This window comes from Sphingobacterium sp. SRCM116780, from assembly GCF_021442025.1.
Taxonomy (GTDB): domain Bacteria; phylum Bacteroidota; class Bacteroidia; order Sphingobacteriales; family Sphingobacteriaceae; genus Sphingobacterium.
Window position 1 is genome coordinate 4,003,784 of sequence record NZ_CP090446.1, and the last position, 14,515, is coordinate 4,018,298.

10 protein-coding genes are annotated in these 14,515 nt (G+C 35.1%); 1 reads left to right on the top strand and 9 read right to left on the bottom strand.

Translation table 11 applies throughout. The features are described from left to right. Positions 1–10: 10 nt before the first annotated feature. The 8 genes from LZQ00_RS17325 to LZQ00_RS17360 all read right to left on the bottom strand — a co-directional run bounded on the left by LZQ00_RS17325 (position 11) and on the right by LZQ00_RS17360 (position 10,236). Positions 11–1,030: a glycosyltransferase family 2 protein gene (locus LZQ00_RS17325; protein WP_234510513.1), complete on the bottom strand. Its 1,020-nt coding sequence runs from the start codon at positions 1,028–1,030 to the stop codon at positions 11–13. Between the two features lie 118 nt (positions 1,031–1,148). After that, positions 1,149–2,684, bottom strand: a complete 1,536-nt coding sequence (locus tag LZQ00_RS17330) for a hypothetical protein (protein ID WP_234510514.1) — start codon at positions 2,682–2,684, stop codon at positions 1,149–1,151. Positions 2,685–2,690: 6 nt separating this feature from the next. After that, the gene (locus LZQ00_RS17335; protein WP_234510515.1) at positions 2,691–3,650 is read right to left on the bottom strand and encodes an NAD-dependent epimerase/dehydratase family protein; all 960 of its coding nucleotides are present in this window, start codon (positions 3,648–3,650) and stop codon (positions 2,691–2,693) included. A 16-nt stretch (positions 3,651–3,666) separates the two neighbouring features. After that, entirely contained in the window at positions 3,667–4,809 is a 1,143-nt protein-coding gene (locus tag LZQ00_RS17340) for an MraY family glycosyltransferase (RefSeq protein WP_234510516.1), read from the bottom strand. A 1,022-nt stretch (positions 4,810–5,831) separates the two neighbouring features. Further along, the gene (locus tag LZQ00_RS17345; protein WP_234509244.1) at positions 5,832–6,707 is read right to left on the bottom strand and encodes an IS3 family transposase; all 876 of its coding nucleotides are present in this window, start codon (positions 6,705–6,707) and stop codon (positions 5,832–5,834) included. After that, positions 6,704–7,087 (bottom strand): transposase, encoded by a 384-nt coding sequence (locus LZQ00_RS17350; protein WP_234509243.1) that lies wholly within the window; start codon positions 7,085–7,087, stop codon positions 6,704–6,706. Before LZQ00_RS17350 ends, LZQ00_RS17345 begins: the two co-directional genes overlap by 4 nt. Before the next feature lie 534 nt (positions 7,088–7,621). Beyond that, entirely contained in the window at positions 7,622–8,557 is a 936-nt protein-coding gene (locus LZQ00_RS17355; RefSeq protein ID WP_234510517.1) for a DUF5106 domain-containing protein, read from the bottom strand. A gap of 182 nt (positions 8,558–8,739) precedes the next feature. Next, a complete protein-coding gene (locus LZQ00_RS17360; protein WP_234510518.1) occupies positions 8,740–10,236 on the bottom strand; it encodes a S41 family peptidase in 1,497 nt (498 codons plus the stop codon). A gap of 365 nt (positions 10,237–10,601) precedes the next feature. Between LZQ00_RS17360 and LZQ00_RS17365 the strand changes: the two genes are divergently transcribed. Then, positions 10,602–11,831 carry an OmpA family protein gene (locus LZQ00_RS17365; protein ID WP_234510519.1) on the top strand — a complete coding sequence of 410 codons (1,230 nt, stop codon included), beginning with the start codon at positions 10,602–10,604 and terminating at the stop codon, positions 11,829–11,831. A gap of 472 nt (positions 11,832–12,303) precedes the next feature. On the opposite strand, the gene LZQ00_RS17370 is transcribed toward LZQ00_RS17365, so the two are convergent. Beyond that, positions 12,304–14,241, bottom strand: a complete 1,938-nt coding sequence (locus LZQ00_RS17370) for a polysaccharide biosynthesis protein (protein ID WP_234510520.1) — start codon at positions 14,239–14,241, stop codon at positions 12,304–12,306. Positions 14,242–14,515 lie beyond the last annotated feature (274 nt).

The following is a 14,515-nucleotide window of genomic DNA, read 5'->3' on the forward strand; positions in this document are numbered from 1 at the left end:
CCTGTCTAATTTATTTACGAATCAGTTTGTATTTTATGAATATCCAAATTTTTATAATTGACCAAAATTGATGATTAGCACAATAAGCTAAGATTTTATAAGATAAAGGTAAATGACTTTTCCATAAAAATGAATTCGTCTCTGAAAATAATATTCTCCATTCTTTAAAGGTTTGAACTTCCCTTCCCTTAATTAATAAATTTAGTTTTGCTGAAAACTTTAATTTTTTAAGAGAGTCTCCCATATTTGGAATATTTTTATCGATGATAAATCGTTCGATCGCTTTAATATTCTCAATTCTATCGTTGTTGATTATTGGACTGTTAAAGCTTAATGTGCTTACAGAAGACGGAGCATCTTTTTGGTAATAATAGAATGCATTGTTCAGATAGCTATTCTTTTTTGAATAATAGAATAATTGAACCATAACCCGTAAGTCTTCACTCATATTTAAACCTTCTGGGAACTCAATTTTGTTTGTGTCAAAAAGTGCTTTTAAGACTAGCTTATTCCACAAAGCGCCCATCATTTTGCCTTGTATCAATGCTTGGATACAAGCAAAAGATGCAACATCATTTGTTTGCAATATATAATCGGTATGACCTGGGAATGAATTGTAAAAATCACACCATGTAATTTCGGCACTGGTAGCAACAGCATATGTGTGAAGTTTCTCAAACATGTCTAATGCTATACAATCATCTGCATCGCACCAACCAATGTACTTTCCTTGGGCTGCTTTTAGTCCTGTATTTCTACTTGCAGCCACTCCTTTATTAATTGCATGATCTATTATGGTAACAGCTGATTTACGATTTGGATATTGCTCAATCAGGTTTTGTAGTATCTGTATTGAATCATCTTTACTACAGTCATTTACGAAAATATACTGAATACTTGGAAATGACTGTTCAAAAAGACTACGCCCACTTTTAAGGATATGATGAGCAGCGTTGTAAATAGGGATAATTACGCTAATTTCATATTTAAAAGTTGTAGAAGAAGTCACATTTAATGAAGATAAAGACATTCCGATATTTTTATTTTAATATTTAATTTCTTGAAATAAATCCAACACTTGATCAAAGTCCATCTTTTTTAAGATAATTTTCCTAGTAATTGATATGCCTATTTGGATGTTGTTTACATCAATTGCTGTTAAATTTTGATAATAATTTTGAGAAATAGACTTTGGCGTATTGTTTCTCACTATTGTCTAGGCCGAACATGTAAAAAAACAGAATAATCGTCAGTCCTGTTGCAACTCCAGAAAATATAAGATTTATCCAACCTTGCTCAAAATTTTTACTTATTAGGTAGGGGATTGCTATGCAAAAGGGTAGTACATATAATATTCTCAAGACAACTTTAACATAATAATCTTTTTGACTCATGCCAATAATTGGCGCAACGATAGTGATTCTAACTACTTGAGCAATCACACTAATGATTAAATGAACTATAAAAACTGTTTCTGCAGGATAACCCAATTTTAATAGTAAATACGAAATCGGAACAATTAATAATAAAACTGTCCCTTCCCATAATTGGAATTTTTTTAATGTGTTCGTTGCATGTATAGCAACGATTAGTGGCTGACCGAGTGTGCCGATGATACTTGTTATCATAGTTAATTGTACAAAGTCTATGGTATGATCTGGTACTTGTTTTAGCCATAAATATAATACAAAGTGAGTATTGAGCATGATCGGTAAAGATATCGCTAATAATAAAAATAAGGATACCTTGGAACTTAAAAAAATTAATTTATGCATATAGTTCAGATCATCAATAGCATAACTTTTTGTGATTTGAGGATTGAGCGAAGTCTGGAAGCTTGAAGAAAATCCATTTATTGCATTCTGTACCTGTACAGCAACCCCTCTTGCAGCATTTGCCGCGGGACCAAAAAATATGTTCAGTAGAATGTTTAATCCCTGCGTATAGCCTACAACCGCTAAATTTCCATTCATCACCCAGCCTGCAAAAATGGCCATTTCTTTGAATAATTTTTTATCCCAAAGTAGTCTTTTAATCCGGCTCTCTTTAAAATTAATACGACACGTATACTGGTATAGAAATATGATAATAATGGTTACCGAAAATGTTAGAATGGAATATAGTTTAAGTTTGTCCATCGCAAAAACCAATAGCAAAAATACAATTGCGAGACGCAAAAGAACTTCAACGATTGAAATATACGCAAAAATACTCATTCGCTCATTGGCAATGACTACTGCTACATAAGGTGCATTTAAGACACCAATACTTGATGCAAGTATGGAAAAATGGTAAACCCAAAGTGCTGCATCCATTCTTTCTGCTGGGATGACCAGCTTATTGCAAACAAACCATAAACCAACAGTTTCGCCTAAAATTAAAACAATACCAGCAATTAAAAGATGAATCGATATGCTAATATTAAAAACTTTAAAAAGTTGAGCGGTGTCTTTTTTTCCTTTTTCATAGGTTAAAAAGCGCTGAGTAGCAGCAGCCAAAGATGAATTTAAAAAAGCAAACATAGCCACGATACCGCCAACTACGTTATATATTCCAAAGTCTTGAACACCGAGTGTATTTAATACCACTCGTGACGAATATAAACTTACGCCCAGAGTAAAAAGCATTCTAAAATAGAGAAAGAATGTGTTTTTAGCTATCAGATGATTTCTATTTGTTGACATGTGTATTTATTTTCCAAACTCTGCGTCCAACATTCTTTTTAATCCCTCCTCTAGGCTATATGGTGGAACAAACCCCGATGACATGGCTTTTGTTGAATCATATTTAGTTACCGCACAGAATTTTTTTACACGAACAGAGCTGATATTCAGTTTTTTGCGGGTGATAAAGGCTAATATATCAAAACCATACCCCCCCATCATTCCAACCCAATAAGGAATATGAGTCGTTGGAACTTTCTTCTTTAAAATCTCTCCGGTATGGTAGACTAAGTCATTGGTGGTAAAGTCTGGTTTATCGACATAATTATAGATATTGTACCCAGAAGTAATGTTGCGAATCATAAACTCCATAAAAGCAATGATATTACCGACATAGGTCATCGATTTTTGATTGTTGCCTTTGCCGATCATCATGAATTTACCCGATGCAATTTGGCTCAGTAAGTTAAAAACATTCCCGCGATTGCCTTCGCCAAAAATAACAGTAGGACGAACAATATTGATATTCCAATCAGAATGTGTTTTATACCATTCTTGTAAAACTTGCTCAGCCTGCCATTTGCTCTTACCATAATGGTTGAAAGGATCAATCGGAAAGGTTTCATCAGGATTGTCCTTATCTAAACCATATACCGCTACGGAACTTGTGAAAATTAGACGTTTAATGCCTAGGGTTTCCATGACCTCGAGAGTATTGCGCATACCCTGTACGTTGACATCATAATATAGCGAAGTTGGCGTTACATCATCACGATGTTCAGCCGCTAACAAGATGACCACATCTGTACCAACCAAATGACGTTCCAGTGACGATTTGTCCAAAACATTGCCAATGTGGGTAATGGCGGGATAGCTTGTACTATTTTGCTTGTCGATATTGGTTAGGTTCAGGTCTGTTGACTGTGTCAATAATCCGATCAATTGCGTGCCAACAAAACCAGATCCGCCTATAAGTGCTATTTTCATAATTTACAAATTGTAATTAAAGCGCGTGGCTTAGTATTTTCTTGTTTAAATTTCTGCGTTCGATCATGTTAAAAAAATAATGGAAGGTAATCCACAACACACCATCTAAAAAGAGCACAACATTATTGCTGATATACTCCACCATAATGACATTGAAGATACAAAAGAATAGCACCAATCCCAAAATAGATAGCATAGCAATATGGTGACGCATTCCTGCACGTAAAAATTTATGATGTAAATGATTGCGGTCTGGTCGGAACATCGGTTTTCCCGTTCGCCAACGGATAAAAATAACACGAGCGACGTCAAATACAGGGACAATCAGTGTGGAAAATGCCACAACAATGGCACCTTCTGAAAAAGGTTTAATATTTTGATTGTTCATGGCAAAACTAATGGATAAAAAAGCAATGGTATATCCTAAGGTTAAACTTCCCGTGTCTCCCATGAAAATACGACGTCTACGTTTCCCTGTACCAAAAACATTATAGTAATAGAATGGTATTAAAACACCAACAGTAATGAAGGCAAAAAGGGCATGAATCCAAGCTTGATAATAAATAAAAAGACAGCCTAACACCACGCATCCTACCATAACAATTCCTGAACAGAGCCCATTCAAACCATCGATAAGATTAACAGCGTTGATAATTAAGACGACAGCAAATATGGTTAAGGGAGCACCTATCCAAATAGATAAATGTTGTTGTATAAAAAATAAGCCATATAGATCATTGATCCACAAGCCCGATAAAGGGAATAAGCTGGCAACAAATATTTGAACCAGTAGTTTCGCTCTGGCGCTAACGCCAATTAGATCATCTGCAAGACCAACAATAAATAACATGAATAATCCACAAATCAAAACATAAAACATTGGAAATACTTCCCACCCATGAACTTTTAAATTAACGGATGTAATCTTATAAATAATAACGACTGTTAATGCTAACAAAAAACATTGTACTGGAACAAAGGAAACTCCTCCCAATCTTGGGATAGCCCGTTGATGCAATTTGCGTGAATCGATAGGATCAAATAGCTTTTTTTTGTGGGTAATCAAAATGATAAATGGGATAATTAAATTACCCAAAAATATAGCAAGAACAAACGGAATAAAAATTATTAATAATTTAATTAGATATTGATGGTCCATGCTTATTTGATAATTAATATATGATAAAATTTCATTAGTTAAGTATAGTTGAGTAATATTAAATATGTAGATATTGTTTGATCTAAATGTTAATTTGTTGTGAAATCATGTTTTTAACTCGTAGGCTAAGGATTCGATGTAATACTTGATGACAAAGGTATTTATTTAAAATATTTTTGACATCTAGGTTTATAATATTAATTTTAAATTGTAGTGTGCTTGCTACAACAATCCAAAGGACAAAAACCGAGAGATGAAAAAATGTCTTCATACGGGAAAGCCTTACAATTGTTTTACAATTGTAAGGCTTTTTTGTTTTATCCTTTTATGAAAATAATGTTATTTTATTTGTTTTTTTTGTGCAGTAAAAAGTACAGCTGTCCTATTGGCAATGTTAAAGTTATACTTTTGTGTAATTAAATTTAAAAATTCATTTCCACAGCCAGATATTTTCATCAAAAAACTAAATTATATTGCAATTAATCCTATATCTATCTGCCAGCTGTTTCATGGGAGTGGCTTCCACTACTTTTAACATTTCTTTTGTTTTATGTTTAGAGATAACATGATACAGGCTGGTATGGTATATTAACTTGTTGTTGATCTTGTTTCTTGCCTGCAATACCGTATTCAACGCATTAAGACAACCTTCAGTAGATAGAAACTGATGAGGACAATAGCTTACATAATATGTTCTAACTCATAAATTATCAGTAAAAAACTTCCTCACTTTCATAGTCTAAGTCTTTCTTTTTCGATTAGGGTTGTCTAGTAAAATAATTCATATATAAAACGTAGCTCATAGGTACTTCAACCGTACCTGATTCGTGTTTGTTCGAACAAGGTACGAACAAGGTACGATTGAGGTACGAACCAGCTCCCTACTAGTCTACTATGTCTTATACTGTCTTATCCTGAATTATCCTTACAGCATTCGGATAGTTAAACGGTTAAATCCTTACAATTATAAAAAGTTATACGGATATATCCTTACATTGTTTTTTCTTTGTCCGTGTATACCCTTACAATCGGGTTGTACTGTTTCTTGTTTTAGTGATTTCCTGACTATGTCTTTGCGCCGGTGTCATCATTTTACAGCTCATGTGCGGTCTGACATTATTGTATCTTTCTATCGCTCTGCACACCGGTTCAATAGCCATTGAATAGGACTCAAAGGTGTTATAGAGCTCAAATTCTGTTTTCAGTATACCGTTTACCCTTTCGGCAATTGCATTATCATAGGGTGATCCGGATTGAGTCATACTGATCTGGATATGGTTTCTCTGCAATAGTTCCACATAGGCATCACAGCAGTACTGTATCCCCCTGTCCGAGTGGTGGATCAGCGGCCTTTGCTTATATTCCCTGCCGTTTATAGCCTTTTGGAGTGCCGATAGGCATCCGGAAGCTTTTAGTGACTGGCTGAGATGGTAGCCTACGATCTTTCTGGAATAGGCATCTGTGATCAGAAAAAGGTAGATAAATCCCGTGCCTGTCCGCAGATAGGTAATATCGCTTACCCAGACCTGCTCGGCCATCAGGGGCTTTGCCCGGCTGATCATATCCGGCCATTTCCTGTAATGATGGTAGGACATCGTGGTGGTCACATATCTCCTTTTGGGATAGATCAGCATGCCATTGTCCCTGATCAGCCTGGAAAAAGCATCCCTTCCGATGGTAATATGATGCGCTTTGAGGTTCTGCTGCAGCATATGAAGAAGCTTTACGCATCCTGTACGCGGAAGCACTGATCTGATTTCCCGGACCCATTCTAGTATCATTCCATCCTGAATCACCGAAACGTCCCTTCTGGCGTTCATTTCATACCAGGACTGTCTTGTTCTGCCAAACAGCGAGCAAATGGTACTCAGGGGAATATTGATAAATATCTCCTTCATTTTACTGGCGGTTTGGTACCAGACTTTTTTCGGATATCGATATCCAGCTCCTGCTCTGCAATATGGATCATCATCTCAAGGGCGGTAATCTTCAGCCTGGCAAGCCGGAGTTCCTCCTGAAGCTGCTCATCAGGACTGCTGGATGCTAAAGGCGGCAGCTCGCTGTCAGGTGAAATAAGGCCTGAATGGATTTGGGCGATGTTCTTTTTGTACCAGTTGACAAAATAGCGAACCACCTCGCCACTCTTAAGTCCATGTTTACGCCCAAGCTGTGACTGGCTCAGATTGCCCTCAAGGTATTCTCTGGCAACTGCAATCTTAAAAGATGATTCGTAGGTAACAGGGGCTCCTGTATGTTTCCCTTTTCTCGGTGTTTCCATATTATATAAAATTAATAATTACTCCGATTTGTGTAAGGGTAATTTAGGAATAGACATACTGAAATCACCATATTTCGCTTTCGCAATCGAATAGCAGAGGCAACTTAAAAAAGTAGTTCTTCAATTGGTATTGAAACTTTGAAGAAATCGGAAATTTAATTGGTACTAAATTGAGTCCTTGCTGAAATCTGGTTCGGATGCATAGATCTAATCTTAATGTTTAGATACTTGACGAATTATTTGGTGATCCTTACCGGAATCCCGTACAGAATATTATCCTTACAGCATTCGGATAGTTAAACTAACTTAATCAGTGGCCTGATTGCATACTCTTTCTTTTCAAGAAAACTACTATTATGTTTGAAACGAATTTTTCAACTCCAGCACCTCTATTTTAAAAACGAACTTAGATTTATAGATTTTTGAGAGGATAATGAGTTACTTATGAGAAAAAAACAGCACAATTGTTTTTTTTTAGCATTTTTTTACTTGGATGGTTTTATGACGATTCTTTGTCTAGATGAATAACTGCAATTATTTCACAACATTTAAATGACGATCTAAAATATTTAAGGCAATCTGATAGTCGGGATCTTTTGAAATGACGTTGTTGTTAGCGTCTATAACATATAATGTTGGATATGCAGATAAGCTGTATAGTTGTTTTTTTATCAAAACATCTCGATCGTCAAAACCATTTGTCCAATTGCTAGGAATACCTGGCTGGTAGTCCTTCCATAAGTTTTGATCACCAAGAGGATCAATCGCAATTACCTTTATTTGTTTTTTTGCAATGAAACTATTTAACAGTTCAGATGTTTTCAATGTGCCAATGATTTCCTTGCAATGGGAGCAGGTAGGGTCGTAAAAAACGATAAGGCGCATTAAACCTTGGCTATCGTGCAATTTTTCTTTTTTTCCTGTGCTTGTTAAGTATTGGAAGTCTGTAATTGTTGTGCCTGGTTGATTTTTGCGAACCATGTCCAACTGCATCTTGTATCTGATTTTATCGGTATCTGTACTGCTAGGAGATTGCACCAAATAGGTTAATACAGGTTCGTAATACCACTCATTTCGCATTGGTGAATTAGGGTCATATAAATAGTGTGCATATTTTTCTTTAAAAAATTGAAATACCGTTGCGTTGACTTCAGCTTTTTTCAGCATTTCCGTAATTGCATTCGAAACGGTTGTAATCGAGTATTGTGGAAAAGCGGCAATAAAATCAACAAATCGTTGCTCTCCTTGATTCGGATCTTTGATCAACAGCGTATCATTAAAGTTGTATTGAACCCAATATTGAGATAAGGAATCTGTTCCCATGTGGTGATCTGTTGCGCTCTGTTGTTGGTTAGAATCAATAGATTGATTTTTTGTTTTAGTGCTATTTTGGCATCCCAATAGAAATACCGTAGCGCCTATAAACAAAAAAATACGATAATAAAGCTTATGCTCTTTCGAAAAAATCATATAAATTGGATTACTTAGTTAAACAAAGATAAGATTTTGTCGTTCAATAAAAAGCGAGTGAATCTCATCTTTGATATAACTATTATAGTCTTGACTTGATATATTTTGAATCAATTCGGCATCGAACAGGTTTTATGTCAATTAAAAATTGTGGAAACTACATTTGTGCTGTATATACCTTTTTAATGATGTGTCTTCAATAATCCTTTTTCACTTACGTTATTGATGTTGTTGAATTTAACCTTTTCAAAAGAATTAGAAGAACGAAGTGACCTGCTTCTAAGGTTATTATTATAGCCTGGCATCGCTTGATTAATAGCAGCAGCGATCATGGGTTCTTTGGTATCTCCAAAATCACGAAAGACATAATCCGTTACATTTTTTTGATTAGCTTCAAGACCGTTCCAATAATCAGAATATTGATTGGCATTTTCTAACAAGAACGATACTGGCCATAAGGCAATCTTATTCATGATTATTTGCTGAAAAAATCCAACAGGTTTTCCATATGTTCCATTATTTTCCGCAATAATCTGAACATTCATATAGGGTCTGAGTACATTGATCAGCATCTCTGATGCCGATGCGGTAATATTAGTAACTAAGAAATAAACAGTGCCTAATTCCAGCTGACTACTACGTTGAAAATAAACATCTCGAAAATCTCCATTTTCTTTATCTTGGCTTAAATATTTATTTACCTGGTATTTAAGCATTAATTTTTGATTGCCATTGGTATTGATGATTTTGTTGGCAATATAGATTGCAGCATCTACATATCCTCCCGTATTATACCGTAAATCAACGATTAAATCTTTTATTTGATGGCTTTGAAAATCCTGAAACACCTGATCAATATGTTGTTGATTTTGATTACCATTTTCAATTTGTTCAAAAGAACTGAGGGCCAAATAACCTACATTTTTATTTGCCGATTGATAAATACTGTCTTTTGTAATCGGATTAATCTCGTAGCTGCTATACTGCAAATTCATTGTTTCAGTAGACGCATCTTGATGTTCCAGTGTGATCTGCATAGCCGGTTCATTGAGGGATTTGAACAGCAAATCCAAGACATTTCTGTATTGGGTTTCATCACTTATTTTGCAAGTTCCTGTGCTGCAGTCAATAGGGATCGCTAGATTAGTCGAATTGTTAAGTTTTTTGACAACATCTGACCTTCTCATGCCACTTTTTGCAGCAGGAGATCCCCCTTCGACAAAATAAACAATAGGATAAGCTTCCTGATCAGTTGCAGCTCCAATGGTAAAAAAAATGCCATAACCATTGTTAATGTCCATTAATAATTTACCTGTTGAACCGCTACTATTGCTAATATTTTGAAGATATGAAAAACGATCATAAACATGTTCTGGGTATCCGTTGTACGTTGGAGTGAGCGCTTTTAAGGCACCTAACACTTCATCGTTCGTTTGGAAAGAATCTGTAAACCTGAATAAGTGATTATAATCAGGAATAGATTCATCCGTCCATAATGAATAGAGATTGTAATAGTAATAAATGCTGTCTCTAACCAATTGTTCGTCAGTACGTATACTTGTTGTATTTATTGGCTTTTCACTTGTGAAAAAACTTTGATCTTTTTTACATGAAAGTAAAAAAACAGAAGACAGTAACATGATGATGAAAACTGAATGAAGAAGAACGAACCTTTTCATGAATGATCTGATATTAATGATATACAAATGTAATGAAATTATTGTTTTAATTAATGAATGGTATAATATATTTAAGTAAGGGGAGTTTATTTAATTTTTTACATTTTTTTTTTCTTGAACCAAATATGAATCACTTTTTTAATACCTTAGACCTACTATTGCGACAATTTTTTGTAGGATAGACGCTACAGTTTTAATAAAGGCATGATAATTGTCTTTATTTTAGACAAATAATACTCTACCTTTGTCAGCGAAATAAGCTTCTTATAAGCGGAAAAGAACAACTTTATTGATCGCCTTTGCTATAAGTAGTGTACTATATTTAAAACAATAATTTTTTTAGGTGTAAACCATCATTATTTAATATGAAAAATTTATTAACTCTAGGCTCTGCCTTATTTTTGACTGTGAATGCATTTGGACAATCAGTTTCTGTTAAACAGGACACCACGGTTGTTTTTGATCAAAATCCACATAAAGTGATTACCAATGGTTTTTGGGATAATTGGTTTATTGGTGCTGGCGCTGGTTATGGTATCTTTTTTGGAGACCACGATAAGCAAATGGAATTTAAAGATCGTTTGGCTCCAAATTTCGATGTCAATATTGGTAAAGCATTCACACCATCTTTAAGTGTTAGAGCTGGTGTATCGAGCTACAAGGTAAATGGCTTGACACAGAATCACGGTGATGTGAAACCTGCACACTCAACGGGTGAACGTTATGACAAAATTGATTGGGATGGCTATTGGTTAGAAAAACAAGAATTCAAATTCTACAATATACATGCTGACGTTATGTTCAATATCGTAAATGCAATTGGTGGATATAAACCAGAGCGTTTCTATTCAGTTAGTCCTTACTTAAGTTTAGGATGGGCGGTTGTTAACGAAGAACCAAAACAAAAAGAGGTAACTGCAGGTATTGGTTTGTATAATGCATTCCGAATTACAAAAGGTTTAGACTTAACGCTTGATATTCGTGGAACAATGGCGAATGATCGTATAGATGGAGATGTTGGTGAACGTAAACAAGATGGTAATTTATCTGCTTTGTTAGGATTAACATTCAAACTTCCAAGACAGACTTGGGATCGTCCTTCTACAACAACAATAACATCGAAATATGACGATACTGAACTGAATGCTTTACGTGACCGTATTAACCAATTGGCTAATGATAACGATGCGTTGAGAAATCAATTGGCAAATGCGAAAACTCAAACCATCACAAATGTAGAGATCAAGAAACAAATGTTGGCGGCACCAATTTTGGTAACTTTCCCAATCAACAAAAGTACTGTTAGCACTGAAGCACGTGTTAACCTAGGTTTCTTCGCTAAAGTAATCAAAGAAGCTAGAGAAGATATTGTTTACAAAATTACAGGATATGCAGATAAAGGTACTGGTACTCCAGAAATCAACGAACGCTTAAGTAAAGCACGTGCGCAAGCAATCTATGATGTCTTGGTAAAAGAATTCAATGTTCCTACTTCTCAATTACAAGTAGATCACAAAGGTGGAGTTGAAAACATGTATTACAATGACCCACGTTTAAGTAGATCAGTAATCACGATCTCTGATTTATTGCAATAAGAAATAAATTCAGGTTTTGATTTATCAAAATCTTATCCAAAAGCCTCATTTTGAATTTTTCAAAATGAGGCTTTTTTTATTATATGTAGCAATATATTCCGGTCTGGAGACTTTGATTTCAAAAGAGGATTTAAGTGACCCTTCGGAACAATAAACCAGTGTGGGAAATATAGCAGAGAGATAATGATTGAGAGTTTGAAATTTCTATATAGCAGAATAGGAATTGAAGTACATGTGGCGTTGTCGTTTAGTCAGGAGGCCCCGCTTTTCAACAGAAGATTGAAGTGACCCCTTGGAACAATAAACTAGAATAAAAAGACGAATAGATTTTTCTTTGTTTGATGTCAATAAGTAAGATGTAGCTATGCAAAACTACAAAGCCTATCCTTATCAAAACCAGACACTAAAGAAACTTGATTAACACAAACTGAACAGACTTTTGATCAGGGAAATCCTATTAAAATTAAACTTCCTAAATGTTCTTGACAACCAATTGATGATCCAGATCTTCAAAGATTGAATTTTTTGATTTAAACTCAGGTACGATTTTTTTAAGTTGTAAAACTAATTCCATATCATTGATTTCGCCACCACCAATTGAATAGATGTATTGACATAGCTGCTCAATTTGATGACATTTTTCAGTTATATCTTCCCGATTAACCTGTGCAATCATGATTTTTGGATGATGGGTCTTTTGAGTATTCTCATCATTAGCTAATAGTTCTTCAAATATTTTCTCACCTGGCCTTAAGCCAACAATCTTGATGTCGATGTCTTCTGGGTACCGATAACCTTTTAGTTTAATCATTCGCTTAGCTAAGTCTATAATTTTTACAGACTTGCCCATATCGAAGACAAATATTTCGCCGCCACGCCCCATGACACCAGCCTCTTGAACCAAAAGACAGGCTTCTGGAATTGTCATAAAGTAACGTGTGATATCTTCATGTGTAAGTGTTAAAGGCCCACCTTGTGCCATTTGTTTTTCGAATAAAGGAATCACTGATCCATTTGAACCTAATACGTTACCAAAACGTGTAACAATAAAATTAGTTTTACCAAGGCGACTGCAACTATTGACATATATTTCAGCTGCTCGCTTTGTTGCTCCCATCACATTTGTTGGATTGACAGCCTTATCAGTCGAGACCATCACAAATTTGTGAACCCTATAAGCAACTGCTAAATCCGCCATATTTTTGCTCCCTACTAAATTGGTCCAAATGGCTTCATATGGATTTTGCTCCATCAAAGGAACATGCTTGTAAGCAGCGGCATGGAAGATCATTTGGGGTTGATAGCGTTGAAAGACTTGTTCTAAAAATAACTTATCACGAACGTCGCCTACAATACATTGAACATGACTGGGGTGCGTCGCTATTAAGGATTGTTGCAAATCATAAAGAGGTGATTCGGATTGATCTAATAAAATCAAACGACTATAATTGCGTAGAGCGATCTGTCTTGCCAATTCTCCACCTATTGAACCAGCAGCACCTGTAATTAAGATAACCTTATTGTCCAATTCTGCATCAATCGCAGGGTTTTCAATTTTAATCGCTTTTCTTCCTAATAAATCTTCGATTTTCAAAGGGCGAATTTCTCGTTTTACACCCGAGTTCAACATGATTCGCGAAGGGGGCATAATCTTAAGTTCGAGATCCAACTGCTGAAAATGATCCGTTATTTTAACCAATCGCTCTGGATCATCGTTCTCAACAGCAATAATTGCCTCGGAAATATTGTGCTGATCAATATATGCCTGATCGATCCGCTCTAAATAAAGAATGCGGTGGCCTCCAATACGTTTGCCTACTCGAGAAATTTTATCTTCTACAAATGCAGCTACGTTATTTTTAATTCGACGATCTTCACGTAATAAAGAATAGGCGACTAAACCTGGTCGCGAGGCTCCAAAAATCAAGACATTACGATTCTTCCGATTGGGGAGAAACAACATTTCATAAATACTCCTATACATCACACGTGCAGCAACGAGCATCACCATGGTGAAAAAACTATGCATAAACAGCACAACATAGGAAAGACGTAAAAAATCACCTGCTATGGTTCCTTTGGGGATATAATGACGAATGGCTATAGTAAATAATGCGAGTAACATAAACGCAAGCCACACTGTTTTAAATATTTTAATGGCATCATGAATACCTGTTTGACGAATTATGCCTTTATACGTCCGCATAATACCAAACGAAATACAATAAATGGAAACAACAAATATGCTCTTTTTGAGCATCATGGAGGTTGAAAACTGTTCTAGTATACTATTATGTATAAAATTTGAAATAGCATAACAAAAAAAGACAATGGCGAGGTCGATAAAAAGAATAACCCATCTTGGGTTGTCTTTTCGTAATCTTTTTTTTACTTCAGTCAGACTAATCATGGATATAGTTTCAAAAAGGAATAGATGCTAAATTTACAGTAATGAATGCGTAATTCTTAATATATTATTTGGATCTTATGTTATTTATCAGATATTCACACGACCATTCTGCATGTGTATCTTAAAAATTATGCCAAAACCAATCTAACTGCTGGTTTTCGATTGATGGAACATTTCTCGTATGTCATATTAAATATTTTTAACATGCTGATAGTTATGTGATTATATCTTGTCGGATACAGGATAATTGTCTTTTCAAAAATTGCTATTTCGT